The sequence below is a fragment of the Pseudomonas sp. N-1-13 genome (genome assembly GCF_057787095.1).
The window spans coordinates 3234581-3258776 of record NZ_JBYNRI010000001.1 but is presented as its reverse complement, the minus strand read 5'-3'; the positions used below and the strand labels follow the sequence as shown (position 1 = coordinate 3258776).

Sequence of the window (24196 nt, the reverse complement as noted above, 5' to 3'; positions counted from 1 at the left end):
GCTCCAATAGCCTCAAGAAAAAGCCACCGGTCAGTGGGGAGGGCCAGGAGGGCCATACAGCATCTGGAAAAACCAGACGAGGAAACCGTAGCCGCCGACGATGGCGACCGACAGCAGCGGAAAGAGGAACACGACAAGGAAGAGGAACAGCCGGGTTTCCTTGCGGCGTTCAGGTTTGCGTTCTTCAGCCAACGACATTGGGGCTTCTCCAGCCGAACCTGCGTTGATACTAGATCACGATTGCTGGACTGGCCTGTGTGCCCGATTTTGCTTTCGACCAACGGTCCCACCAAGGGCCAGTAAATGACTCTGACGATTGACCCGGACGGCGCGATGATGGGGAACATTTCTGAACTTTCACTGGGCAAATACTTCCACTACTCAGAGAGTCATACCACTGCCTGGCGCAACGCGAGGTACCCAACACGTGCATGTTTGAAGCAGAGCCAGAATATGAAAGTAACGCCCCCTAAATCCCGGACCTCCTTGCGCCGGGCGGTGACAGGACCGATGCTGTTTCTTTTCATTCTTGGCGATGTACTCGGCGCCGGCGTTTATGCGCTCGCCGGCACGATCGCGGGGGAGGTGGGCGGCGCGATCTGGGTGCCGTTGCTGGTCGCATTATTCTTCGCAATGCTGACGGCCGGTTCGTATGCGGAGCTGGTCACCAAATACCCCCATGCGGGAGCGGCGTCGGTGTATGCCGAGAAGGCATTCAAGTCACCGCTTATTTCGTTTTTGGTCGGGTTCTGCATGCTGGCTGCGGCTGTCACAAGCGCTGCCGGTCTTTCGCTGGCTTTCGCGGGTGATTATCTGGGCGCATTTGTTCAGGTCTCACCGCACGTCGCGGCCCTGGTGTTTCTGGTGGTCATAGCGCTCTTGAATGCCAGGGGAATAAAAGAGTCTCTGGGGGCGAATCTGGTGATGACGCTCATAGAACTGTCAGGCCTGATTCTGGTCGTTGTGGCTGCCGCCTGGTTTTTCCGTTCCGGTGATGCTCACCTGGAAGCCGCGTTGCAATTCAAGCCGGGGGTCAGTCCGATGCTGGCGGTGTTGGGGGCGGCATTGCTGGCCTTCTATTCGTTTGTCGGCTTTGAAACATCCGCCAATCTGGCTGAGGAAATACGTGATGTTCGAAAGGTCTATCCGCGCGCCTTATTTGCGGCATTGTTGACCGCCGGGGTCGTCTACATGGCCGTTGGTGTCGCAGCCTCTTCAGTGCTGCCGATGGAGCAACTGGTCGCAACGTCGGCCCCGTTGCTGGAAGTCGTCCGGGCATCGGGATTGAACATTCCACCTCGCGTGTTTGCCTTTATCGCGCTCATCGCCGTGGCCAACGGAGCGTTGCTGACTCTGATCATGGCCAGTCGACTCGCCTATGGAATGGCGTGTCTGGGGCTGTTGCCGGAGGCCTTGGCGCAGGTACTGCCCAACAGACGTACGCCTTGGGTCGCTATCATCGCCACGACCCTTGTATCTATTGCGTTGACACTGACCGGCACCCTTGCTGCATTGGCCCAGACAGTTGTTCTGCTGTTGCTTTTCGTATTCCTCAGCACAAATCTGGCGGTATTGGTGTTAAGGCGTGACACGGTTGAGGAAGCGCATTTTCGGGTGCCAACCTGGGTGCCCGTTCTGGCTATCGTTTCGTGTTTGATATTGCTCAGTCAGCAAAGCCTGGAAACCTGGCTTCGCGGTGCAGCCTTGATGGTTGTCGGAATATTGCTTTACGCCTGCACGCGTATCGCGATGCCCGTGGCGATAAAGCCTGGCTAGCGGGCTGGAGGAGTCCCGTCGGTAATCATGGACTCAAACGTCCTCCAGAAAGCTCGGACTGTGCCGATTCAAACGGTGTCGACTACAGTTCCTTGCATGTGCAGGGGATGCCCCGTTAAGCAACGGAATATTGATCATGACCCAAGACTCCTCCGATCCAGCCTTCAAATCCCTCGGTTGCGCCGAATGCCGCAACCACGAGGCGCTGGGGTTCGACTTCACAATGGCCTTTCAACCCATCTTCAATGTGCGAACGCGCACCGCGTTCGCTTATGAGGCGTTGGTGCGGGGCGTCAATGGCGAATCGGCAGGCTACATTCTTGGGCTGGTCAATGACGGTAACCGCTACCGGTTCGACCAGGCGTGTCGCGTGAAGGCGATCGAGGAAGCCGCCCGGCTGGGCATTCTGGACATTGCCGATTGCCTGCTCAGCATCAATTTCCTGCCCAATGCCGTGTACAGGCCCGAGACCTGTATCCGGGCAACCCTGGAAGCCGCACGTAATACAAACTTCCCGCCAAACCGACTCATGTTCGAAGTAACGGAAGGCGAGAAGGTGGTAGATCCTGACCACCTCAAGTCGATTTTCGTGGAGTACGAGCGCCAGGGTTTCACCACCGCCATTGACGATTTCGGCTCCGGTTACTCAGGGCTCAATCTGCTGGCCATGTTTCAGCCGCAAGTGCTGAAGATTGATATGGCGTTGACCCGCACGATTGATCAAGACACCGTCAAGCAAGCGATTGTCGAGGGTATCGTCCTGGTCGCCAAACGCCTGGGCATTACCGTCATAGCCGAGGGCATTGAGACGCGTGGGGAAAGCGCCGCGCTCCTGGAGCTGGGTATCGATCTGATGCAGGGATACCTGTTCGCAAGACCCGAGGTCGGTCGCCTCCCGCCTGGCTGTTTTGACTGAGGTGTACGGGGCGTTCACGGTCTGCTCCAAAGACACTTTTTGTTCGCTGGGTGAGATGGCAGAGGCTTTTCACGGTTTTTGTCGGCCGTGGTTGAGCCAGCGGGAGGCACCCAATATATAAAAAGCTCCTCCCGCGATAATAAAGAGCGCGAGCATGTAGAAAATGCTGTGGGGCGGTTGCGTGGCCAGGACCACGCCGCAGAGCAACGGCCCGGCCGCGGCCCCCAGGTTGCCGAGGTTCTGCGCGGCGTAGTACATGCCGCGCAGATGGTTGGGCGCGATGTTGTCGATGAACATGTATTCCGCGGGGAATACGATTATTTCCCCGACAGTGAATACAGCCATGGACATCACCCAGAACATCACCGAGTTGGACAGGGCGAAACCGGCCAGGCCCATGAGGAACATTCCCAGCCCGGCCACTAGCCAAAGATTCAGATGCCGATGGGATATTTTCTTGCCGATGGAATATTGCAAGCTGATCACCATCAGCGCATTGGTCGTGACGATAGCGCTGATGATTCGGTAGGTGTTCTCAGGCGTGGTGGTCACCACCAGATACTGCGAGAGATAGGCGGTGAACTGGCCGAAGACTACGGCGCTGAGCAGGCCGCCAAGGGTGAAACATACCAGCCGGTAGTCGTGAAACAGAACCTTGCCCACCGCCAGGAAAGGCACAGGCGCCTGGCCTGCGTCGACGGGGGCGGAATGTCTGTCGCCCCAAACGAAGTAAATGAGAAAGAAGCCGGCACCGAGCCCGGCAGACAATAGAAAGGGCAAGCTGATCCCTAGCTTGGCTATCCCCGCCCCGAGAAACGGTCCGACGGCATAGCCGATGTTGGTCAGCGTGTATTTGATCGAGAACACTTCGCTGCGTTCGGCGGCGGGGAGCAAGCTGCCAAATCCCGCTTTGACCGCTATATCGATGACGGCATATGCCAGATTGATCAGCACCAGGCAGATGAAAAAAAGCCAGAGTTCGCGCGTCACGACTGCCCCAAGGAACCCCAGGCTGAACAACCCACTGAACCCCAGAATGAGTCGGTAGCTGGAGAGCCTGTCCACGAGGAAACCGCCATAGAGGCTCAATAGCGATCCAATGATCAGTGTGCTGCCGATGACCACTCCGATATCCGCCACACCCATGGCGAAGTTTTCGGACAGATAGATAACCAGATAGGGCAGCGTGATCGCTCGGCCCAACGTCAGTATCGAAGACGCGCAAAGCAGCAGGTTGACGGTCGTGGGGTAGTTTCTAAGGGTAGCGAGCATCCTTGCCTCTTTGTTCAATCGATCATTGCCAGGGGCGCAGCGTGGCGCAATACGCTCGCGGCAAGTTTACTGAGGAATCCAGTTCTGATTTATGATGGATTTTCCATTGCAGGTTGAACTCAATTCATCAATAACAGGACGCCTAATGTTTTCCTCCGAGCGATTGAAGGGGATCGATGTCTTTGTCTGCGTCGCCGAATCCGGCAGCTTCAAGGCCGCCGCAGAGCGGATGAGCCTCACGGGCTCGGCCATCAGCAAAAGCGTCGCCCGTCTGGAGAGCCGTCTTGGCGCTCGATTGTTCGATCGCACCACCCGGCGGGTATCGCTGACGGACGCTGGGACGGCGTTCTATCGCACCTGCACGGGGGTGCTTGCAGACCTTGAAGAGGCCGAGCTGTCGCTGCGTGCTGAAGACGCCGAGCCACAGGGCAGGGTCCGGCTTGACCTTCCGGCAGCCTTTGGTCGTTCGCAAGTGATGCCCATCATCTTGCGGTGTATCCAGGACTATCCGCGGCTGGTGCCGCACATCTCGTTCACGGATCGTTTCATCGACCCTCTCCAGGAAGGCGTGGATATCGTCGTCACCATTGGCGGCTCACAGGTTTGGCCTGACGCGCTGGGGCATCGTTACCTGGGTCGTGAATGGCATGTCTTCTGTGCCTCACCCATGTACTTGGCCAAGCATGGCATCCCCATGACCGATCGCGATCTGGAACATCACCAGTGCCTCGCCTACGGCTGGCCGGACGGCAAGCTCAGTCCGTGGAATTTTGCCGGTGAGCGTCCCGGCGAGACGGTAAGAAAACAGGTGTCGCCAGCGTTGGTCGTGGGGGACGGTGAAGGGCTGGTTGCTGCGGTATCGGCCGGGTGCGGGATTGCACAGTTACCTTCATGGTTGATCCAGCGGCAGCTTGAGGAGGGCACGTTGATTGAGGTGCTTGCCCATCTGGCAACCGACGGAATGGTGATCAACCTTGCCTGGCAGAAAAGCCGTGAGAAGCTTCCCAAGGTCAGTGCCTTGCTGGAAGCACTTGCGGCCAATTTGTGTCAGCCGGTAGAAGGCAAGCCTCGCAAAGCCGTGGACGTCTAACCCAGCGGATCATGGCAGCAGACACACAGCTTGTTGCCGTCGAGGTCTCGAAAATAGGCGCCGTAATAGTCGGGGTGGTAATGGGGCCTCAATCCAGGCGCTCCCTCACACGTTCCTCCCAGGGCCAGCGCCATTGCGTGGCTGCGTGCGACAAGCTCCCGGCTGGGTGCCAGCAGCGCCACCATCTGACCGTTACCGGGCGCGCTTGGGTTGCCGTCAAATGGTTTTCCAATCACGAAGATCGGCCGAGGCGAGCCCTCGCAAACCCAACCGGCCCAGCCTTTAGTGGCGTCGCAGAACTTCAACGTAAGGCCCAGCCCGGCCATTATCTTTGAATGGAAAGCGAACGCGCGGTCGAAATCGCCTATGCCTAGGAAAACGTGAGAGATCATGCTGGCTATCCTTGCGGTCAGGGAATCGAATGAGTCTGGCGCGAAACGATGATCAGTGAAAGATGCATCACCGGGTGCGCCTGGCGATGTTCTCCTCGTGTCGGGCGCGGTCGGTCGATTCGCTGGATGTCAGGATGATACGAACGGCCACAACCACGCCGACAAGAACACCGGCTAGCCCTGAGGTTTCCCAAAGAGTGGGCAGTCGCTGATGAAACACCAGGCCTAGTATCGTCGCGAAGAGTGACTCCAGGGATATCAGCTGCCCGCTAAGCACCATGGGCAGGCGACGGGACGCGGCATTCCACGCCCAGGCCCCGACGACCGACGACATCAGCGCGATAAAGAGCCCCCAGGCATACAACGGCCCAGCCACGGAAACACTGAAGCCCAGACTTGGCAGTTTCAGAAGATCAAGCACCAGTACGGCGGGTAAGGCGATCAAGGTGCCCAGCCCGGCGCCTGCCATCATCAAGCCGGTCCAGGCCCCTGATGCGTTGACGGCAAGTTTTTCCAGGCCCCTTTGATTCAACGCGGCGAATACGAGCCAGAGGATCACTGCGCTGATTGAAAAGAACAGCCCCTTGCGCCAGGCACTGTCGCCAGTTGGGAGGTGATTGAGACTGCCGACGTTCAACAGCAACAGCCCGCCTGTCATCAACGCCAGTGGTATCACGAGCTTGCGCCATTCGAGGGTTCTGCTCGTGGCGTTGCCGAGCACGGCCTGCAGAAGCGGCACCATGCCAATAAGTGCAGGGGTCAGTACCGGCCCTCCGTAAATCACTCCGGCGGCAATGCAAGTGCTATACCCGAGGTACCCGATAATTCCCAGGCTTGCGCCAAGAAGCTGCTGTTCGCGGCTCAGGCGTCGAAGTCGAGCTCGATAGAACACCATGACGCCCATACCCAGCGTCCCGGCGATCAGAAACCGAACGATCATCAAGTCGTAGATCGAATAGGCACCGGTGACGTAGGGCGCTACGAAATTCAAGGCCCAACTCAGAGTGGCGACGACGGCGAGGGCCACGCCTGCGGTGGTGTTTGAGTCATTCCTGAGCATCGGTCTATCCATGAGATATTCAGCTCATGTTGCGTAGCGTCAGGGCTATGCTACAAACGAGTTCTCGGCCACGGATGCATTACCGGTGATTATGAATACGCTTGGAAAGTCTTTACCGCCGCTCGCCAGTTTATTGCCTTTTGAAGCGGCGGCGCGGCTGGAGAGTTTTTCGAAGGCCGCCGAGGAGCTGCACATTACCCAAGCGGCGATCAGTCGGCAGATACGGGGACTTGAAGAGAATCTTGGGCTAAAGCTCTTCAGTCGGCGCAACCGCGCAGTGTCGGTTTTCAGAAGTTCGCACGCAGCAGATCGCGCTGAAGTGAGCGCACTGATCGAGTGGCTTGAGGGGGAGTTGGAAAGTGAGGGCTGACGGCTGTCACCCTGGCGGATTTGCGTGAATCCACTAGAACCTGGCTTGCTTGCACAGGTCATCTGAAAGGAATCAGGTGTGGATTAGTATTTATGCAAATTGTCCGTGTTTACACAGTGGGTCATTCGACCCGAACCCTCGAACAGTTCGTGGAGATCGTCAGCGGTTTTGGTGTCGATACCATTGTCGATATCAGGACCGTCCCGCGATCACGGACAAATCCTCAATACAATCTGGATACGCTTGCACAACGACTGGCCGAATTCGATATCGGGCATCAACAGATTCCGGAGCTTGGCGGATTACGAAAAAAATCAAAGACCGTTGCCGATGAGGTCAACGCATTCTGGGTCAATCGAAGTTTCCATAACTACGCGGACTACGCCCTTTCGCAAGAATTTGAGGTCGGTCTGAATCGCCTCCTCGCGCTCAGCAAGACTCACCACTGCGCCATCATGTGTGCGGAGGCTGTTTGGTGGCGTTGCCATCGCAGGATCGTCGCCGACTATCTGTTGCTTCGCGGTGTAGAAGTCATCCATATCATGGACAAAGATAAAGCCAATACAGCGGTGTTGAGTCCGGCTGCGAAGGTTCACGGGCTGAAATTGACTTATCCCGCTGGAGAGTGAACAGGGCTACTGAGCTGTGTCGGCCACTGGCTGCCGAGTTTCGGTGCGCACCACCATCCAGATGCCGATCCCGGACACCGCCATGCCCGACACCATTTGCCAGGAAAGAGGTTCGTTGAACATCGCCCAGGCCCACAGCATCGTAACGGGGGGGCTGAGGTACAGGACGCTGGCGACCCGGGTGGCTGACGCGCGGCGCAGACACAGCCAGTAGAGCCCATATCCGCCAATCGTAGACAAGCCCGCGGTCCACAGGACACTCAAGATAAAACCTGTGCTGGGTATCGGTGCGAGGCTGCCCTGTAAGCCCTCGACCAAAGCGAAGGCAAAGCCCGAAACACAGCATTGCAGCCATAGGTTGGGGAGTAGGCCCAAGGACTGCGATGGCGGGAGGTGCTTTTGCCACAATGTCGCGACGGCGAGTGAAAGCATGCCAAGCAGCGGCAGCGCATAAGCCCATAAGGGCGCATCGCCCCAGGCCAGCGCGCCATGTGTCACCAGCGCGGCCCCGACCAAACCGATGACCAGGCCGGCCCAAACCGGCCAGGCCAGTCGCTGTCCCAGGACGCCTGCGGCCAATAAAGCCAGGCCCATGGGCAGAAGGTCGGCGAACAGGGCAGCGAGCCCGGCCGGTACGCCCAAGGCAATGCCTTGGGTAATACCCGCCAGATACCCCGCCATGGCCAGCAAACCGATGCCGGCGTTTTTCAGCAGCACGGCAGCCGAGGTTCGCCTCAAGTTCCTGGCGACAAACGGGAACAGCACGAGCGTGACCAGCACGCAGCGCCAGAACACGACCAGTAACGGCGGCGCGTAATCAAGCGAGAAGCGCGCGCCGATGAAGCCTGAACTCCAGCTCAACACCAGCGCCGCCTCGAGTAAGAACAGAGGTATCGCCTGGTGCCATTGAGGTTTGGAGAGAGCAGGGCATGAGATCGATCGGTATGCATTCATGCCCACAGGCTACGAAAGCAGGCTAATCTAATAAATCAAAATATAATGCAACAGTCATTCACAAAGGTTGAATTATGCCGGCCATACTCGATATCGAACTGATACGGACTTTTCATGCGGTGGCGCGCATCGGCAAATTCAGTGCGGCGGCGGAGCAACTGCACAAAAGCCCGGCAGCGGTGAGCGTGCACATCCAGCGGCTGGAAGCGGTCGCCGGTGGACGATTGCTCAACCGTGACAATCAGGCGGTTTCCCTGACCGCACTGGGCAAGCGTTTGCTCCTGTCTACCACCGAGTTGCTCAGTACCCACGACCGGGTCTTGGCCGACCTGCATGGCACCCGTCTGGCGGGGCGTATCACCTTGGGCGTGCCGGATGAATATGCGGACCATGTCATCCGCGACATCCTTCCGACATTCGCAGCCGCCTGGCCGAACGTGGTACTGGAGCTCAGGACGGCGCCAAGCTACGCGCTACGTGATCAGGTTCAACGTGAAAAACTCCAGGCTGCGGTGATTGCCCGGCCGAAGGAGCTGCCGGACACAGAGTCTCTGCGGTTAACCTCCACGACACCTGTTTGGGTCGGCCCGATCAATAGCGTGATTGCCTCGACGCAGCCGCTGCCACTGGCCGTGCATGCGGCGCAGTGCCCTTATCGACAAGCCATGGTGGAAGCGCTGAAGCAATGCGCTCGCAAGTCGCGCATTGTCCTGGAAAGCCCCTCCACCCAGGCCGTCAAGGCGTGTGTGGAGGCCGGCTTGGCGATCAGTCTGATAGACCGGGCCCGGGTGACGGACAAGATGCAGATCCTCGATGATCTGCCCCGGGTGCCGGAGCACGAGGTGGTGTTCATTCGAGCGCAGGCGTCCCATGCCGATGAGGCGGTGAACCTGCTCTCCCGGGCCATGCAGCAATATTTTCGGCTTTGATGAAAGGGGCGGGGGCAACCACGCCAGGGTTGTTTTTTATCGCCCGACAACGGCGGCGTCCGGGATGGGATCACCCGTATCGCCCCGTCAGTGCGTCTGAATGCGCGTTTGCAATTGTCCGCCGACAATCGAGATTTCTTTGAACTGGTCTGCATCACGCAGGACGAATAAAGCGTCCATGCCGCGCTCTTGTGCCAGGCGAGGGCCCTCGGTTTCGCCCAATACCAGCAGCGCTGTGGCCCAGGCGTCGGCGAGCATGCAGGAATTGGCCACCACCGTGACGGCCACGAGCGAGTTGCGCGCTGGAGTGCCCGTAGCCGGGTTCATAGTATGGGCGTAGGACTGCCCCTTCACATCGATCCAGTGTCGGTAATCCCCGGATGTTGCGATGGCAGCCTCGCTGAGTTCCATGACGCCCATGACTTCACGCACGCCCCGACAGGGTTTTTCGATGGCCACTTTCCAAGGTTGGGCGTCAGGTTTTAGACCCCCGGCACGCATCTCGCCGTCAATACCAACCAGATAGCAAGTGATACCAAACCTTTCCAGGCAGCGGGCCAGTTCATCGACACCAAAACCCTTGGCAATCCCATTCAGGTTGAGATGCAGCGGCCCACGTTTACGCACTTGATTATGCTGCCGGTCCACCACCAGTCCTGCGCTGGCGGATGGTCTGGCATGGAGTGGCAACGTACCGAGCACCGGTTGCGTGGCAGATTTTTCGCTGCAACCAAATCCCCAAGCCTCTACCAGGTCACCGACGGCGATATCAAAAGCGCCGCCAGATTGCTCGCTGACACGCAGCGCAGCCGCCAGCACCGTAACCAGTTCTTTGGGCGCAGGCACCCATTGGTGTTCGGGGGCGCTGTTGAGGCGGTTGAGATCGGAGTCGGGTTTCCAAATGGACATTTGCTGGTCTACCCGGGAAACGGCACATGCCAGGCTGCAGCCAACCTCGTTGGTATCCAGCTCGGCTCCAGCATAGAACAGGGCCGTGTATCGGGTGCCCATGGTCTCGCCATTGAGGCTGTAGCGTTGCAGTTCAGTAGACATCTTCACGGTAGCGTCCTTGTACCTTGAGGGCCTGCACACTCAGGTTGAGCGGCGCGAGTATTTCATCCAGTGCCTGCATCACGCCTTTGGCCATTTCACGGCCGCCACATACCAACACCTGAGCACCATTCTCAATCAACTGTCGCAGGATTTTCGTATCGTTGATCAGCCGGTCTTGCACGTAACAGGGATCCATCGCCTGGGAGAAGGCGGGGCGCAGTGCGGTGAGGCGGTGGTCGGCCAGGTAGCCGTTCAGCTCCGACTCGTAAAGGAAATCCGATGTCGGGTTGCGCCCGCCCCAATACAGATGCATGGGATGGTGGGCCGTGTTATTACGAATAAAACCGGCGAGGGGACCTATGCCAGTACCGGCGCCGATGAGAATCACGGGGTGAGCGCCCAAGGCCGGGCGAAATTGTGGGTTGGGCTGGATAAAGGCTTCTATCGGCGCGCCGATGTCCAGACTGTGGAGCAATTGTGAGCACAAGCCCCCTTTGTGTTTGCGTACGCATATCTCCAACACGCCGTCCTGTGAACCACAGGCCAGCGAGTAGAAACGCGGAACCGAGCTGCCAGGGGGCAGAATGCCAACCAGGTCACCGGCTTCAAAGGTGGGCAACCTTCCAGGCGCCTTGAAACGCAGTACGTGGGTGGGGGTGTCTACCTTTTCACCGTAGACGATGCGCTCGGCCAGCACCAGTCTATGGGTATGCGGTCGTTTTGCCGTGTGGACCAGCATCAGGTCATCCCCCAACACCTCGCCCAATGCGTGGCCCCAACGGGCAAACTCCTGAGAAGATTGGCGGTTGATGGTCTCCAGCCCCATCAAGGGTGAACCACCGGCCTGCAACAAGGCTTCCTGTACCTGCTGGGCGAACTGACAGAAACGTGGAAACTGCCGGTCACCAAAGCCCAGTACGGCGAATGGCTGACCAGGCTTGAGACCGACTTTGGCCAGCCTTGCCAGAAACTGCGCAGCCTGGGCCGGTGCGTCGCCGTCGCCGTGGGTCGCGGTGAGGATGAACAGGCGCTGGGCGTTGCCGTAGTCATTGGAATACTGGTTCATCGCCGCGCTATGGACACGGTGGCCGGCCTCATGCAAAGCAACATGCAAGGCGTTGGCGAACCCCCACGTGGTGTTGTGTTCACTGCCCACCAGGATCACGCTGTCGGCGGTTTGCGCGGTGCTGTTATTGCGGATGTTGGGTCCGGATCTGCGGCGGTCCCACCACATCAGGATGCCGGTGATGCTCATCAACGGCACACAGAGTGCACAGAGGCCTAGCAACAAGCCGAGCCACCAGAGGCCCTCACCTGTATGCAGTTGATAGATCATTTCGTAGGCGTTGTGCATGGCGTCGTGGGCCTGGTAAGACAGCAAGGCGCCTGAGGCCTGGTCCACGTAGCCGTCACCCTGGGCTGTGCGTAAGGAGTACACGTCCTGCGGGTTGCTGGGACTTGGATAGACCAGTTCGCGCAGGTCATTCAGATCGGTGACCTGCAAGGCTGGCAGGTTCGCCACCGACAACGCCGGGCCGGTACTGACATAGGTGGGAAAGGTGGGCTCACTTTGGCTGCCGTCGGCAATCAAGTCGAAGGTCGTGGCGCACATATAAAGCCCGCTGAGTGCCGACAGGAGCAGCCCAGGCAAGATCAGACGGCCGACTTCAGCGTGCCAGCGCTGGTTGAAGTCGCCACGCAATGGCCGCAGAAGGTTGCGCCAGCCGCCCACCCGACGGACCAACAACAGCACTCCGGAGACTGACAGTAGCAGCATGAACAGCGCGCCGACGCCCGCTACTCCATGACCTGGTGTGCCAAGCAACAGCGACCGGTGCAGCCCCTTCATCCAGCGCGAGAAGGCGGATGGTTCATAAGCCTCCAAGCCTCGACCCGTCAGTGGGTCAACCTTTTCGGCTCCAGCCTGACCGTCCTGGTTGTAGTAGACGATGACGGTCCCCGACGCTGTGCGCTGGATCTGCTCCACGCCGGGAAAGTGCTTGGCTACGCGCCCGGCCAACTGACCGACGTTGACCTGCCCGGCGGCGGTGGCCGTGCCGGCCAAGCGCTCCAGAGCCGGGTTGACCGACAAAATCGCGCCGCTGATGGCCAACAACATGACCAGCAGGACGGCGATCAGGCCGGGCAGGGAATGAAACTGGCGAAGCATGTTCAGTCTCCGGAAACGGCAGGGGCTACAAATCGTAAGTAAAGGATTCGACGTAAGTACTGCCGGCCGCCGGCTTGCCTGCGCCTTCGGACGTCAGGGGGACACTGACATCGGCGCGGACATCACGCTTGTCTTCAACGGCACTGTCGATTCGGATCTGATACCCGGCATCGATCAGGGTATCTGCAAGCTCGACGCTGACTTTGAGTGTGCGCCCACTGCCGACACTGGCGCCGCTGACCCCGTCGAACTCACTGGGATTGAGCTTGCTTCCACGTGCCCAGTCACTCAGGTGCTTGTAATACTTGGCTTTTTTTCCGGCCACCCAAAGAGTCTTCTGGTATTGACCGTTGGCATCAGTGAGATAAATCGCCAGATACGCATCATTTCCGCTGTAGCGTTTGAGTTGGGTCGTCAGGGTGACTTCGCGGGCCTGGGCCAGCCCCGGCAGGGCGATGCTGATGGCGCCGGCGATACAGGTTGCAGCGATAAATTTTTTCATGGCCTTGTCCTTTCTTGAGCGTTGATACAGAGCCTGGACCTGCTTGCTGACAGCAACCTGAAGGGCCGCAAAATTGTCATTTGATCAACGGCTTTCCGAGGTATTCCCCGCCATCGCTGTCGGCCCGGAAGTGGATCTCCAGCTTGCGCAGGTGCAGCGATGCCGGTGAGTAGCGGGCTTCGACAACATTGCCTTGGCGGTCCAGTCCCTTGAGCTTGTAACAACCGTCGTCGACCTTGATGCGCTGCACACTCCAGCCGTATTGCCGCTCTACCTGCTGACGCAAGGTTTCGCGTGATTGCCAGTCGCTGACGGGGTCGCTGCAGTCTTCATCGGCCACCGCGTATCCGTTGAAAAGCACGCTCAATAACGCGGTACTGGCTATAAAACCTGATTTCATGATCCATCTCCTATCAAGGCGCCATCGTTGGCATAACCTACGGCGCAATCCTGACATTCACCTGAATCTTCAGATTGACCTCAGTTAAGACGGTCAAGGTTCTGCACGACACGATCACAGGAGCTGCCAGATGCGGGTTTTATTGGTTGAAGATGCGCCAGGTTTGGGGGAAGCGGTGCGAGAGCAGATAGCCGATGATGGCCATGCGATCGATTGGGTCCAGCGCCTGGACCATGCGGGTAACAGCATGCGTACCACACCGTACGATTTGATACTGCTTGACCTGATGCTTCCGGACGGTCGCGGACTTGATTTCTTGCGTCAGCAGCGTGGCGCCGGGGTCGCGACACCGGTGATCATCCTGACCGCACAGGATCAGATATCTGATCGCATCGCGGGTCTTAATGCCGGGGCCGATGATTATCTGGTCAAACCGTTCGACCTGTTCGAGCTTTCGGCACGCGTTGCAGCTGTGGCGCGCCGTTACAGCGGTAACCCCAACCCGCAGATCAAGATTGGCGAACTGCAACTGGATATGAGCGCGCGTACGGTGCTGCGCGCCGGTACCACAGTGGACCTTACGGCGCGGGAGTGGGCATTGTTCGAGGCCTTCGTGCAGCGCCCTGGCGCGCTATTGTCCAAGTCGCAGCTTGAAGAGCGCTTATACGCCTTCGGCGCCGAAATCGAGAGCAACACTATCGAGGTGTACATCAGCCGGCTGCGCAAGAAGCTAGGCCGTGACGTCATCGAAACCGTGCGTGGCATGGGCTACCGGCTGATATCCCTATGAGCGCCTCGGGCAGTCTGCAAAAGCGTCTTGGCGTTGGATTGACGCTGGGCATGACCTTGCTTTGGCTGGCGGCGACCGTCGGCACATGGCGGGTGGTGCAACATGAGTTGGATGAAGTGTTCGACAGCGCCCTGGAGGAAACCGCGCAACGGATCCTGCCTCTGGCTGTTCTGGAGATCAGCAATCGCGAAGAACCGCAAAGCGCACAACTTGTGGCTACCTTGAAAATGCACAAGGAACATCTGACCTACCTGGTGCGCGATGCCAGGGGCAAGATCCTGATGCAGTCTCACGATGCCAACCCGAAGATATTTCGCAAAACACCGGCTGAAGGTTTCTCCACAACCGAAAAATATCGCCTGTATGGCGCCAGTGCGTTACGCGAGTCGGTGTTCATCGAAATCGCCGAACCTCTTGACCATCGCCGAGAGGCCGCGCGGGAGGCCTTGCTGGCCTTGTTATTGCCGTTGTTGGCGCTGATTCCCATCAGTCTGGTGGGCACTTGGTTATTCGTACGTCTGAGTTTGCGCAGCGTCATGGCCTATCGGCGTGCCGTGGAGGCCCGGGGAGCGGGTGACCTTTCGCCGATCAAAGTGTTGCGATTGCCAGCAGAGATCGATCCGCTGGCTGAGGCGGTCAACCATCTGCTCAAACGTTTGCGCAAGACCCTGGAGGCCGAGCGTAGTTTCACCGCCAACAGTGCCCATGAACTGCGTACGCCACTGGCTGCGACGCTGGCGCAGGTCCAGCGACTGCGCCAAGAAGCGCCTGAAGGCCCCTTGCGGCTGCGTGCAGCGAAGATCGAAAACTCGTTGCGCGAGCTGGCCCGGCTCTCGGAAAAACTCATGCAATTGGCCAAGGCTGAGGGCGGTGGGCTATTGGCGCAGAGGCCTCAGGACCTCATCCCGTTGTTGGCCCATGTGGTCGATGAGTGGCGTCAAAGCAGCGGTCGCCAGATCGAACTCTTGCTTCCGGCTCAGGCCGGCGTCTACTCGACCATCGATCCAGACGCTTTTGGCATCCTTTTGCGCAACCTGATCGAAAATGCCTTGAAATACGGCGCGACGGAGCACCCCCTGGAGGTCAGCCTTTCTGACCAGGCGCAACTGCGGGTGGTCAATGGCGGCCCGATAGTGCCGCCGGCCAGATTGCAGCGCCTGACCGAGCGTTTTGTACGCGGTCAGAGCGACGCAAGCGGGTCAGGATTGGGATTGGCGATCGCCAAAGCGATTGTGCTGGGGATCAACGGACAAATAACACTGGCATCGCCGGCGAAGGGCCGCCAGGACGGATTCGAAGTCAGCGTATGGTTACCGCTCGCCTCGACGACCCAAGGTTGAAAAGCATGTTTTGCACGTGCTGCAGCCTTGGGCTCGGTTTGGACAGGGAAGCAGGCGGGGGGACCCCCGCCACACTTATTGCTTGCGACCCGGCAGCGGCGGCGTCCGCGGCGGGACCACCCGTTTGGAGCCCAGCGACTCAAACGCCGAAGCCAGGCGCAACAGGGTCGAATCGTCATAGGCACGTCCGGCAAACGTCAGCCCTACAGGCATGCCAATGTCCGTCATCACGCCCATCGGCACCGTGACGGTGGGCACGCCCAGGTGCCGGATGGCCAGGTTGCCATTGGCGACCCAGACCCCGTTGCTCCAGGCGATATCGGCGGACGCCGGGTTGATATCTGCATCTGCGGGGCCAACGTCGGCGACTGTCGGGAATATCACCGCATCGAGCCCAAGCCGGTCCATCCAGTCTTCAAGATCGATTCGACGTGTCTGTTCAAGGCCCCGCAGTCCGTCCGCCAGGGTGGGGATCTGGTCCCACGGCGTAATGCCGCGCTCGGCCATCCTGACGTATTCATCCATGCCAGCGGCCAGGTCGTCCTCACGGTTGGGCAGGGTGCCCGGGTCATGGGGGAATATCAGTGGTCCGTCAACATCGGCCAGGCGATTGAGTTTCGGATCACCGTTGGCGCGCAGAAAGTCATCGAACGCCCAGGCTGACAGGTCCCACAACTCATGGTGCAGGAACTCCTTGGACACCAGGCCCCGAGTGAACACGGTCGGCGCGCCCGGACGATCACCTTCGCAGTTGGACACCAGCGGGAAATCGACCTCAATCACTTGCGCGCCACAGGCTTGGAGCGCCTTGCGGGCGTCTTCCCACAGGGCCATGACCGAGGCACGGGTGTTGATTCGCTGCCCCGTCGGCCCGCCAATGCCGGGAGCCTCAGCCGTGCCCGCTTCGGGATCGGCGTTGATGTACATGCGCGGAACCCCGAAGCGGACCCCAGCGAGTGCTTCCTTATGGGCGGCAAGGCCCGGGTATGAGGCGGGGCGAACCGAGTCGACAGGCGGGAGGGGCACCCAGGGTTGCATGCGCCACAGATCGCCCCGGGTATCAGGATCGTCCGCTACCACGACGTCGAGCACTTCGAGAAGATCCGCCATCGTCCTGGCATAGGGCACGACGACGTCCATTGTTGGCGTCAACGGCCAGTTGCCGCGTACCGAAATCACCCCGCGCGAAGGTGTATAGGCACACAATCCGTTGTTCGAGGCCGGGCCCCGGCCGCTCGACCAGGTTTCTTCGGCAAGGCCGAATGCGGCGAAACTGGCTGCCGTTGCAGTGCCTGCACCGTTCGAGGAGCCCGATGCGAAAGGGGCGGTGAGGTAGTCCGCGTTATAGGGGCTTTCAGCCCGGCCATAGACACCGCGCTGCATGCCGCCATTGGCCATGGGCGGCATGTTGGTCTTGCCCAGGCAGATCGCCCCGGCGGCGCGAAGCCGTTCGATGGTGAACGCATCGCGATAAGCGATCAGGTTCGCGAACGCCGGACTGCCAGAAGCCGCCGTGAGCCCCTTCACCAGATAACTGTCCTTGGCGGTATAGGGAATGCCATCGAGCGGACCGAGGGTTTGCCCCTTGGCCCGACGGGCATCGGACGCCTGTGCTTCTTCCAGGGCATCGGGATTTCGCACGACCACAGCGTTGAGGGCGGTGGACGTGTCGGCGCCGTCATAGGCATCGATCCTGGCAAGGTAGGCCTGGACGAGTTCGACCGCGGTCGTCTGACCGGACTGGAGCGCTGCGCGCAGTTGTGCGATGGAGACTTCGGTAATTTCGATCATGCTGTTACCGTTGCGGCTGACTGGGGGTGTGACGCGCGGGGCCATTCAAACTGGGTCTTGGGCACTTCAGACATCTCAAAGTGGGTTCTCATGTTGGTTGCATGCACTTTACTACGGGATAACCGCCAGAGGGCCTAATTAGAAAACCGCCCACACTCGGGCACTACCTTTTGTATAGAATACGGCCCAAGGGTGTCACCGCAAAACGCGGCAGGGCAGGTTTAATCAAGCGCAGGTCGGGCCGCCAGCGCGGAGTCGCTGTGCCTATGAGCCCGGAACCGTTGCGCCAGAATAATAAAAGTGAGTCACCTTCCGCCATGGCTTTCCTCTCCCGTTTTTTCGCCGCTGAATCCGCTGGCGGCCTGATCCTGATGGCTTCCGCCCTGGCCGCGCTGATCGTAGCCAATTCGCCCTGGTCAGAAGTGTACTTCTCCACGCTGCACATCAAAGCCCTGGGGCTTTCGGTGGGGCACTGGATCAATGATGGCCTGATGGCTCTGTTCTTTTTACTGGTCGGCCTTGAGATCAAGCGTGAAATGCTTGAAGGCCAGTTGTCGAGTTGGGGCCAACGAGCCCTTCCGGGATTTGCGGCGCTGGGCGGTATGCTGCTGCCGGGCTTGATCTACGTGGCGATCAACTGGGGTAATGCACAGACTTTGAGCGGCTGGGCGATTCCCACCGCAACTGACATCGCGTTTGCTTTGGGGGTGTTGTCGCTGCTGGGCAAGCGTGTGCCCATTTCCTTGAAAATCTTTCTCTCCGCGCTGGCGATTCTGGATGACCTTGGGGCCGTCCTCATCATCGCGATCTTCTACACCAGCGACTTGTCGACGAACATGCTGCTGGCGTCCCTGGGCGTTACGGCACTGCTGGTGGTACTCAACCGTTGCGGCGTCAAGCGGCTGTTTCCCTATGTGATAGCCGGTGCACTGCTCTGGTACTTCATGCTGCAATCGGGCATCCATGCGACCTTGGCCGGGGTCATTCTTGCCCTCTGTATCCCCCTTGGAGACTCCAACGAAGGCGGGTGGTCGCCACTGCTCTACCTCGAAGAAAAGATGCATCCATGGGTGGCTTTTGCGGTCGTGCCCATCTTCGGCTTCGCCAATGCCGGCGTGTCCCTGGCCGGTATTTCGCCGAATAATCTGCTTGATCCGGTACCGATGGGCGTGGCGATGGGGCTGTTGCTGGGCAAACAGCTTGGGGTGTTCGGGTTGGCGGCGCTGGCCATTCGTTTCGGCTTGGCCAAACTGCCTGAGGGGGCCAGATGGTCGCAGATGTACGGCGTGGCGCTGTTGTGCGGGATCGGATTCACCATGAGCCTGTTCATCGGTGCGCTGGCATTTCCCAATGCGCCGCATCTGGTCGATGAGGTCAAAGTCGGTGTGCTGCTGGGCTCGACCCTGTCGGCCATCATCGGCGTCATGTTGCTGATGAAAGTAGGTCCCAAGAAAAACTGATGTGAGACGCGGCAGGGGCATTGTCCATGCCGCGTTATCCAGTTCATCTCGCCTGGGTTAACCACAGTATTTCTCGTTCGCAGCGATGCTGTGGTCATGGCGAGGCGGTTGGCGTCATCCCTACGCCTTCTTTCGGGAACCAGGCCTGGGTCCGGTTGGCAAAAGCCACCAGCGACAGCATCACCGGCACTTCCACCAGCACCCCGACCACGGTGACCAGGGCCGCCCCGGAGTTAAGGCCGAACAAACCAATTGCCACCGCCACCGCCAGCTCGAAGAAATTCGAGGTGCCGATCAGGGCGCAGGGTGCTGCCACGTTAAAGGGTACTTTCCATAGCCGCGCCGCCGCGTAAGCAATGGCAAAAATGCCGTAGGACTGGATCAGCAAGGGCACGGCAATCAAAGCAATCAGCAGTGGTTTATCCAGAATGATCTGCCCCTGAAACCCGAAAAGCAGCACCACGGTGCCCAGCAGGCCGAGTATCGACAGGGGTTTGACCCGAGCGTTGAAGCGCGTGACCGCATACTCGGCCTCGCCGGCGTTTTGCGCCGAGGCACTGAGCTTCAGCCGGGTGAGTACCCCGGCAATCAGCGGGATCAACACATACAGCCCGACCGAAAGGATCAGGGTTGCCCAAGGCACCTCAATGTCAGTCACGCCGAGCAACAGCGCCACCAGCGGCGCGAAGGCGAAGATCATGATCACGTCATTCAGTGCCACCTGCGCCAGGGTGTAGGTGGCGTCGCCGCGTGTCAGCTGCGACCAGACGAACACCATGGCGGTACACGGCGCGGCGCCGAGCAGGATCAGACCGGCGATGTATTGGCCGGCATCGCGAGGATCGATCAGGTCGATAAAGAAATAATGAAAGAACAACACCCCCAGCCCGGCCATGGTGAACGGTTTGATCAACCAGTTGACCACCAGGGTGATGATCAGCCCCTTGGGCCGTTCGTGAATGCGCTTGAGGCTGGAGAAGTCCACCGACACCATCATCGGATAGACCATCAGCCAGATCAGTACCGCGACAATGAAATTGACCGAACCGTATTCATAATCGGCCATGGTCTGGAACAGCCGTGGGAACAGACTGCCCAGACCAATGCCGGCGGCGATACAGAGGGCGACCCACACTGACAGGTAGCGCTCGAAAAAGCCGATGGGCTGGCGGGTGCTCATACTCAAACCTCTTCTTTGTACGTCTGCGCGCACAGGTTCCGGATGCAGAGCGTATATGGAAAAAAACATATATTTCTGAACTGAGCGCGATCCTGTTCAGAGAATACCCCCAAGAGGATTCTATCTCGTTCTGATTGTAGACGTTGCGTGGCAGGGAAAATAAACGGCGGGGGCTTTACCTTATATTCGGATAATCATATATTCGGTTTTCCGTATATTGGATGAGGCTTCATCATGACTGGCAAAGCCCGCGTTCTCTTCGTCTGCACCGCCAACGCTGCTCGTTCCCAGTTAGCCCAAGCGCTGCTCAGGCACACGGATTCGGAACATTTCGAGGCGTTCAGCGCCGGCACGGTTCCGACCGCGGTCGACCCGCGCACCTTCGAGGTCTTGTCGCACCTTGGAATCAGTACTGACGGGTTACGCAGCAAGTCGATTGATGAGTTTCAGGGAGAGCGTTTCGATTACGTGATTACCCTGTGCGATAAAGCAACTGCGCAGTGCCAGTCGCTCCCCGATGCTGGCGAGGCCTTGACCTGGAGCTTTGAAGATCCGGTCACCAGCACCAAGCCCGACGCGTTCCGTCACACGCTTCACGAAATTCATGAGCGCATCAAGATGTTTGTCTTGGTGAAAACCAAACACTGAGAACTGAAATGGCTGACCATCTGACCCCGACCACTGTCTTCAAATGCCTGGCCGACGACAATCGGGTGCGCATGATGCTGCTGATCACCCGAGAGGGGGAGTTGTGCGTCTGCGAGCTGACCTGTGCGTTGAACGAGAGTCAACCCAAAGTCTCCAGGCACTTGGCGCAGTTGCGCACCTGCGGTTTGCTCTCGGACCGTCGGCAAGGTCAATGGGTTTACTACCGACTGCACCCCAATCTTCCTGACTGGGTGCTGCAGGTACTGACCGTGGTACTCGAAACCAACAAGCACTGGTTAAGCCCCGATGCCAAGCGTCTGGAAGCAATGGGGGACCGTCCTGAACGGGTCGCCATTTGTTGTGAGAGCAAAATTGCCTGACGAGCCCCGGTAGACGATGCCGCTGGTTCGATGATTCCCAAAGCGCCGTCGCGCAGGAAAAGACTATGTTTGATGACTCTATTCCCCAACTCGAAACCGAACTGGCTGATCTTCCGTCGACAGACAAACTCGGTATCGAAACCACATCCAGCCACAAGCCACGCATTTTGCTGCTGTACGGATCGACGCGCGAGCGTTCCTTCAGTCGCCTGTTGGTAGAGGAGGCCGCTCGGCTGTTGGAACATTTCGGCGCCGAGGCGCGGATTTTCAATCCGTCGGGGCTGCCGCTGCCGGATGACGCGCCGGTCGATCATCCCCGGGTCCAGGAACTGCGCAAGCTGATGCAGTGGTCCGAAGGCCAGGTCTGGTGCTCGCCGGAACGCCACGGGTCCATGAGCGCGGTGTTCAAGGCGCAGATTGATTGGGTGCCGCTGGCCATGGGCGCGGTGCGCCCGACCCAGGGCAAAACCCTCGCTGTCATGCAGGTATGCGGTGGCTCGCAGTCGTTCAACGTGGTCAATCAGCTGCGGGTGCTGGGACGCTGGATGCGCATGTTCACCATTCCCAACCAATCTTCCGTGCCGAAGGCCTATATGGAGTTTGACGATAGCGGCCGGATGAAGCCTTCACCGTTCTATGACCGCGTGGTGGATGTGATGGAGGAGTTGGTGAAGTTCACGCTGCTGCTTCGCGACCGCCAGGATTACCTGGTCGACCGTTATTCCGAGCGCAAGGAGTCGGCGCAAGAATTGATGAATCGCGTCAATCAGCGCTCCATCTGAGTCAAGCCCAACGCCTGGTTCGACGGGCAGTCGAACTCCATAGACACCAGCCACAGGAGCACAACAACATGACGATCAAAGTGGGTATCAACGGTTTTGGGCGTATTGGTCGCCTGGCATTGCGGGCCGCCTGGCATTGGCCGGAATTCGACTTTGTGCAGATCAACGACCCGGCGGGTGACGCCGCGACCCATGCGCATCTGCTGAACTTCGATTCGGTGCATGGTCGCTGGAATGCAGAGGCTGGCTCCGAGGGCGACAACATCGTCATCGATGGCAAGCGGATCAAGGTCACGGCCAATAAAGCGATTGCCGACACCGATTGGTCGGGCTGTGATCTGGTGATCGAAGCCAGCGGAAAAATGAAGACGGTTGCCGTGCTTCAGGGCTATCTCGACCAGGGTGTGAAGCGCGTGGTGGTCAGCGCCCCGGTGAAGGAAAAAGGTGCATTGAACGTCGTCATGGGCGTCAATCATCAGCTGTTCAAACCCGACGACCATGCCATCGTCACCGCCGCTTCATGCACCACCAACTGCCTGGCGCCGGTGGTGAAAGTCATCCACGAGAAGCTCGGCATACGCCACGGTTCGATCACCACCATTCACGACCTGACCAACACCCAGAGCATCCTCGATCAACCCCACAAGGACCTGCGCCGTGCGCGGGCTTCGGGCATGAGTCTGATTCCCACCAGCACCGGCTCGGCCACCGCCATCGCGGAAATCTTCCCGGAGCTGCGCGGGCGCCTCAATGGTCATGCCGTGCGCGTGCCACTGGCCAACGCTTCGCTGACCGATTGTGTCTTCGAGGTCGAGCGAGCCACCACCGTCGAAGAAGTGAATCAGTTCCTCAAGGACGCTTCCGAGAACGAACTCAAGGACATTCTCGGTTTTGAGGAGCGCCCATTGGTGTCCATCGATTACCGAACCGACCCGCGCTCGTCGATCATTGATGCGCTGTCGACCATGGTCATCAATGGCACCCAGGTCAAACTCTACGCCTGGTACGACAATGAGTGGGGCTATGCCAACCGCACCGTGGAACTGGCCCGGATGGTCGGTCGGACAGTCTGAGGAATGGTCATGAAAGCGTTGTCAGCCCTCGCTCCGCAAGTGCGGCAGTACCTGCTCGTCACCGGCAATTACTGGGCCTTCACCCTCACCGATGGCGCCTTGCGGATGTTGGTGGTGCTGCATTTTCATGCGTTGGGCTACAGCCCGCTGCAAATCGCCGCGCTGTTTTTGTTCTACGAAATCTTCGGCGTGATCACCAACCTGGTGGGCGGCTACCTCGGTGCCCGGCTTGGCCTGAACCGAACCATGAATATCGGCCTGGGGATGCAGGTCGTGGCGCTGTTGATGCTGACAGTTCCCTTGGCCTGGTTGACCATCCCCTGGGTGATGGGCGCTCAGGCGCTGTCCGGGATCGCCAAAGACCTGAACAAGATGAGCGCGAAAAGCTCGATCAAGCTGCTGGTTCCCGATGGTCAACAGGGGCAACTGTACAAGTGGGTGGCGATTCTCACCGGCTCCAAGAATGCCCTCAAGGGCGTTGGTTTCTTCCTCGGGGGCGCCTTGCTGGCCCTCATCGGTTTCAAAGGTGCGCTGCTGGCGATGGCCGGCGTACTGGCGTTGATCTGGATCGCCAGCCTGATCCTGTTGAAGAAAGACTTGGGTAAAGCGAAAGCCAAGCCCAGGTTTCGCGACATCCTCTCCAAGAGCCGCGCGATCAACATTTTGTCGGCGGCACGGATGTTCTTGTTCGGTGCCCGCGACGTCTGGTTTGTGGTGGCCCTGCCGGTTTACCTGAGCAGCGTTTTCGGTTGGGACTTCTGGAAGGTCGGCGGTTTCCTCGCGGCCTGGGTGATCGGCTACGGCATCGTGCAGTCTTTTGCGCCCAACATCACTGGCAAGAAACGTGGGCACGTGCCGGATGGTCGCGCGGCGTGTCTGTGGGCAATGGCATTGGCAGGTCTGCCCGCGGCCATTGCGCTAGGACTCGACAGCGGGTTGGCACCACAGACGGTGCTGCTGGGTGGGCTCATGGTCTTTGGAGCGCTGTTCGCGGTGAACTCTTCGTTGCACAGCTACTTGATCGTGTCTTACGCCAAGGAAGACGGCGTGTCGCTGGATGTGGGTTTTTACTACATGTCCAACGCCATGGGACGGCTGATCGGAACGGTGCTTTCTGGCTGGGTTTATCAAGTGTACGGGCTGCAGGCGTGCTTATGGATCTCCAGCGCCTTCGTGCTGCTCGCCGCTTTGATTTCCATTGGATTGCCTCGTCACGCCAGTCCGGCGGTCGATCTTTAA

General features: G+C 59.1%; 24 protein-coding genes and 1 pseudogene. 14 read left to right on the top strand and 11 right to left on the bottom strand.

Translation table 11 applies throughout. From position 1 onward, the window contains the following. Positions 1–30: 30 nt before the first annotated feature. Positions 31–198, bottom strand: a complete 168-nt coding sequence (gene napE, locus AC3I65_RS14710; protein WP_047225634.1) for a periplasmic nitrate reductase, NapE protein — start codon at positions 196–198, stop codon at positions 31–33. A gap of 255 nt (positions 199–453) precedes the next feature. Between napE and AC3I65_RS14705 the strand changes: the two genes are divergently transcribed. Beyond that, on the top strand, positions 454–1776 hold the full coding sequence (locus AC3I65_RS14705) for an APC family permease (protein ID WP_139050065.1): 1323 nt from the start codon (positions 454–456) through the stop codon (positions 1774–1776). A 136-nt stretch (positions 1777–1912) separates the two neighbouring features. Continuing rightward, positions 1913–2692: an EAL domain-containing protein gene (locus AC3I65_RS14700; protein ID WP_488524314.1), complete on the top strand. Its 780-nt coding sequence runs from the start codon at positions 1913–1915 to the stop codon at positions 2690–2692. Between the two features lie 69 nt (positions 2693–2761). Here AC3I65_RS14700 and AC3I65_RS14695 read toward each other — a convergent pair whose 3' ends face one another. Then, positions 2762–3964, bottom strand: coding sequence for an MFS transporter (locus AC3I65_RS14695; RefSeq protein WP_488524313.1), 1203 nt, complete (start codon positions 3962–3964; stop codon positions 2762–2764). 145 nt (positions 3965–4109) lie between these two features. Between AC3I65_RS14695 and AC3I65_RS14690 the strand changes: the two genes are divergently transcribed. Continuing rightward, a complete protein-coding gene (locus AC3I65_RS14690; RefSeq protein WP_488524312.1) occupies positions 4110–5054 on the top strand; it encodes a LysR family transcriptional regulator in 945 nt (314 codons plus the stop codon). Here the strand turns inward: AC3I65_RS14690 and AC3I65_RS14685 are convergent. After that, positions 5051–5446 carry a VOC family protein gene (locus tag AC3I65_RS14685; protein WP_076384292.1) on the bottom strand — a complete coding sequence of 132 codons (396 nt, stop codon included), beginning with the start codon at positions 5444–5446 and terminating at the stop codon, positions 5051–5053. The genes AC3I65_RS14690 and AC3I65_RS14685 overlap by 4 nt on opposite strands. Before the next feature lie 67 nt (positions 5447–5513). Then, complete coding sequence (locus tag AC3I65_RS14680; protein ID WP_488523927.1) at positions 5514–6506, bottom strand: DMT family transporter; 993 nt, start codon at positions 6504–6506, stop codon at positions 5514–5516. 91 nt (positions 6507–6597) lie between these two features. Between AC3I65_RS14680 and AC3I65_RS14675 the strand changes: the two are divergent. Both AC3I65_RS14675 and AC3I65_RS14670 read left to right on the top strand, forming a co-directional pair. Then, positions 6598–6837: pseudogene (locus AC3I65_RS14675) on the top strand (LysR family transcriptional regulator); the annotation flags it as partial. A gap of 131 nt (positions 6838–6968) precedes the next feature. Further along, positions 6969–7505, top strand: a complete 537-nt coding sequence (locus AC3I65_RS14670; RefSeq protein WP_160892168.1) for a DUF488 domain-containing protein — start codon at positions 6969–6971, stop codon at positions 7503–7505. A gap of 6 nt (positions 7506–7511) precedes the next feature. Here the strand turns inward: AC3I65_RS14670 and AC3I65_RS14665 are convergent, their stop codons facing one another. Further along, a complete protein-coding gene (locus AC3I65_RS14665) occupies positions 7512–8459 on the bottom strand; it encodes a DMT family transporter (RefSeq protein ID WP_107322796.1) in 948 nt (315 codons plus the stop codon). Between the two features lie 74 nt (positions 8460–8533). Between AC3I65_RS14665 and AC3I65_RS14660 the strand changes: the two genes are divergently transcribed. Then, positions 8534–9388, top strand: a complete 855-nt coding sequence (locus tag AC3I65_RS14660) for a LysR family transcriptional regulator (protein WP_107322795.1) — start codon at positions 8534–8536, stop codon at positions 9386–9388. A gap of 87 nt (positions 9389–9475) precedes the next feature. Here AC3I65_RS14660 and AC3I65_RS14655 read toward each other — a convergent pair whose 3' ends face one another. From AC3I65_RS14655 to AC3I65_RS14640, 4 genes are all read right to left on the bottom strand, one after another. Continuing rightward, a complete protein-coding gene (locus AC3I65_RS14655) occupies positions 9476–10441 on the bottom strand; it encodes an FAD:protein FMN transferase (RefSeq protein ID WP_488524311.1) in 966 nt (321 codons plus the stop codon). Beyond that, the gene (locus tag AC3I65_RS14650) at positions 10431–12611 is read right to left on the bottom strand and encodes a PepSY domain-containing protein (RefSeq protein WP_488523926.1); all 2181 of its coding nucleotides are present in this window, start codon (positions 12609–12611) and stop codon (positions 10431–10433) included. Before AC3I65_RS14650 ends, AC3I65_RS14655 begins: the two co-directional genes overlap by 11 nt. Positions 12612–12636: 25 nt before the next feature. After that, positions 12637–13113 (bottom strand): DUF2271 domain-containing protein, encoded by a 477-nt coding sequence (locus AC3I65_RS14645; protein ID WP_160892172.1) that lies wholly within the window; start codon positions 13111–13113, stop codon positions 12637–12639. Between the two features lie 76 nt (positions 13114–13189). Beyond that, complete coding sequence (locus AC3I65_RS14640) at positions 13190–13513, bottom strand: PepSY domain-containing protein (protein WP_139049870.1); 324 nt, start codon at positions 13511–13513, stop codon at positions 13190–13192. Between the two features lie 130 nt (positions 13514–13643). Between AC3I65_RS14640 and AC3I65_RS14635 the strand changes: the two genes are divergently transcribed. Together AC3I65_RS14635 and AC3I65_RS14630 are read left to right on the top strand one after the other, a co-directional pair. Continuing rightward, the gene (locus AC3I65_RS14635) at positions 13644–14303 is read left to right on the top strand and encodes a response regulator transcription factor (RefSeq protein ID WP_488523925.1); all 660 of its coding nucleotides are present in this window, start codon (positions 13644–13646) and stop codon (positions 14301–14303) included. Then, a complete protein-coding gene (locus AC3I65_RS14630; protein WP_488523924.1) occupies positions 14300–15643 on the top strand; it encodes a sensor histidine kinase in 1344 nt (447 codons plus the stop codon). Before AC3I65_RS14635 ends, AC3I65_RS14630 begins: the two co-directional genes overlap by 4 nt. Positions 15644–15718: 75 nt before the next feature. Here the strand turns inward: AC3I65_RS14630 and AC3I65_RS14625 are convergent, their stop codons facing one another. Further along, complete coding sequence (locus AC3I65_RS14625; protein ID WP_488523923.1) at positions 15719–17434, bottom strand: amidase; 1716 nt, start codon at positions 17432–17434, stop codon at positions 15719–15721. A gap of 266 nt (positions 17435–17700) precedes the next feature. Here AC3I65_RS14625 and nhaA point away from each other — a divergent pair, with 266 nt between their 5' ends. Then, positions 17701–18894: a Na+/H+ antiporter NhaA gene (nhaA, locus tag AC3I65_RS14620; protein ID WP_488523922.1), complete on the top strand. Its 1194-nt coding sequence runs from the start codon at positions 17701–17703 to the stop codon at positions 18892–18894. Positions 18895–18988: 94 nt separating this feature from the next. Here nhaA and arsB read toward each other — a convergent pair whose 3' ends face one another. Then, positions 18989–20074, bottom strand: a complete 1086-nt coding sequence (gene arsB / locus AC3I65_RS14615) for an ACR3 family arsenite efflux transporter (RefSeq protein WP_047225644.1) — start codon at positions 20072–20074, stop codon at positions 18989–18991. Positions 20075–20308: 234 nt separating this feature from the next. Between arsB and AC3I65_RS14610 the strand changes: the two genes are divergently transcribed. From AC3I65_RS14610 to arsJ, 5 genes are all read left to right on the top strand, one after another. Further along, positions 20309–20722 (top strand): arsenate reductase ArsC, encoded by a 414-nt coding sequence (locus tag AC3I65_RS14610; RefSeq protein WP_047225645.1) that lies wholly within the window; start codon positions 20309–20311, stop codon positions 20720–20722. Between the two features lie 8 nt (positions 20723–20730). Next, on the top strand, positions 20731–21102 hold the full coding sequence (locus AC3I65_RS14605) for a metalloregulator ArsR/SmtB family transcription factor (protein ID WP_047225646.1): 372 nt from the start codon (positions 20731–20733) through the stop codon (positions 21100–21102). 65 nt (positions 21103–21167) lie between these two features. Next, the gene (gene arsH / locus AC3I65_RS14600) at positions 21168–21884 is read left to right on the top strand and encodes an arsenical resistance protein ArsH (protein ID WP_139049875.1); all 717 of its coding nucleotides are present in this window, start codon (positions 21168–21170) and stop codon (positions 21882–21884) included. 68 nt (positions 21885–21952) lie between these two features. Continuing rightward, a complete protein-coding gene (locus tag AC3I65_RS14595; protein ID WP_076384302.1) occupies positions 21953–22957 on the top strand; it encodes an ArsJ-associated glyceraldehyde-3-phosphate dehydrogenase in 1005 nt (334 codons plus the stop codon). A 9-nt stretch (positions 22958–22966) separates the two neighbouring features. Continuing rightward, positions 22967–24196, top strand: a complete 1230-nt coding sequence (gene arsJ / locus AC3I65_RS14590) for an organoarsenical effux MFS transporter ArsJ (protein WP_076384304.1) — start codon at positions 22967–22969, stop codon at positions 24194–24196.

What these genes read in the sequence shown, in the direction of transcription:
- napE (WP_047225634.1), bottom strand. Translation starts at nt 198, where the DNA reads ATGTCGTTGGCTGAAGAACGCAAACCTGAACGCCGCAAGGAAACCCGG.
- AC3I65_RS14705 (WP_139050065.1), top strand. Translation starts at nt 454, where the DNA reads ATGAAAGTAACGCCCCCTAAATCCCGGACCTCCTTGCGCCGGGCGGTG.
- AC3I65_RS14700 (WP_488524314.1), top strand. Translation starts at nt 1,913, where the DNA reads ATGACCCAAGACTCCTCCGATCCAGCCTTCAAATCCCTCGGTTGCGCC.
- AC3I65_RS14695 (WP_488524313.1), bottom strand. Translation starts at nt 3,964, where the DNA reads ATGCTCGCTACCCTTAGAAACTACCCCACGACCGTCAACCTGCTGCTT.
- AC3I65_RS14690 (WP_488524312.1), top strand. Translation starts at nt 4,110, where the DNA reads ATGTTTTCCTCCGAGCGATTGAAGGGGATCGATGTCTTTGTCTGCGTC.
- AC3I65_RS14685 (WP_076384292.1), bottom strand. Translation starts at nt 5,446, where the DNA reads ATGATCTCTCACGTTTTCCTAGGCATAGGCGATTTCGACCGCGCGTTC.
- AC3I65_RS14680 (WP_488523927.1), bottom strand. Translation starts at nt 6,506, where the DNA reads ATGCTCAGGAATGACTCAAACACCACCGCAGGCGTGGCCCTCGCCGTC.
- AC3I65_RS14670 (WP_160892168.1), top strand. Translation starts at nt 6,969, where the DNA reads ATGCAAATTGTCCGTGTTTACACAGTGGGTCATTCGACCCGAACCCTC.
- AC3I65_RS14665 (WP_107322796.1), bottom strand. Translation starts at nt 8,459, where the DNA reads ATGAATGCATACCGATCGATCTCATGCCCTGCTCTCTCCAAACCTCAA.
- AC3I65_RS14660 (WP_107322795.1), top strand. Translation starts at nt 8,534, where the DNA reads ATGCCGGCCATACTCGATATCGAACTGATACGGACTTTTCATGCGGTG.
- AC3I65_RS14655 (WP_488524311.1), bottom strand. Translation starts at nt 10,441, where the DNA reads ATGTCTACTGAACTGCAACGCTACAGCCTCAATGGCGAGACCATGGGC.
- AC3I65_RS14650 (WP_488523926.1), bottom strand. Translation starts at nt 12,611, where the DNA reads ATGCTTCGCCAGTTTCATTCCCTGCCCGGCCTGATCGCCGTCCTGCTG.
- AC3I65_RS14645 (WP_160892172.1), bottom strand. Translation starts at nt 13,113, where the DNA reads ATGAAAAAATTTATCGCTGCAACCTGTATCGCCGGCGCCATCAGCATC.
- AC3I65_RS14640 (WP_139049870.1), bottom strand. Translation starts at nt 13,513, where the DNA reads ATGAAATCAGGTTTTATAGCCAGTACCGCGTTATTGAGCGTGCTTTTC.
- AC3I65_RS14635 (WP_488523925.1), top strand. Translation starts at nt 13,644, where the DNA reads ATGCGGGTTTTATTGGTTGAAGATGCGCCAGGTTTGGGGGAAGCGGTG.
- AC3I65_RS14630 (WP_488523924.1), top strand. Translation starts at nt 14,300, where the DNA reads ATGAGCGCCTCGGGCAGTCTGCAAAAGCGTCTTGGCGTTGGATTGACG.
- AC3I65_RS14625 (WP_488523923.1), bottom strand. Translation starts at nt 17,434, where the DNA reads ATGATCGAAATTACCGAAGTCTCCATCGCACAACTGCGCGCAGCGCTC.
- nhaA (WP_488523922.1), top strand. Translation starts at nt 17,701, where the DNA reads ATGAGCCCGGAACCGTTGCGCCAGAATAATAAAAGTGAGTCACCTTCC.
- arsB (WP_047225644.1), bottom strand. Translation starts at nt 20,074, where the DNA reads ATGAGCACCCGCCAGCCCATCGGCTTTTTCGAGCGCTACCTGTCAGTG.
- AC3I65_RS14610 (WP_047225645.1), top strand. Translation starts at nt 20,309, where the DNA reads ATGACTGGCAAAGCCCGCGTTCTCTTCGTCTGCACCGCCAACGCTGCT.
- AC3I65_RS14605 (WP_047225646.1), top strand. Translation starts at nt 20,731, where the DNA reads ATGGCTGACCATCTGACCCCGACCACTGTCTTCAAATGCCTGGCCGAC.
- arsH (WP_139049875.1), top strand. Translation starts at nt 21,168, where the DNA reads ATGTTTGATGACTCTATTCCCCAACTCGAAACCGAACTGGCTGATCTT.
- AC3I65_RS14595 (WP_076384302.1), top strand. Translation starts at nt 21,953, where the DNA reads ATGACGATCAAAGTGGGTATCAACGGTTTTGGGCGTATTGGTCGCCTG.
- arsJ (WP_076384304.1), top strand. Translation starts at nt 22,967, where the DNA reads ATGAAAGCGTTGTCAGCCCTCGCTCCGCAAGTGCGGCAGTACCTGCTC.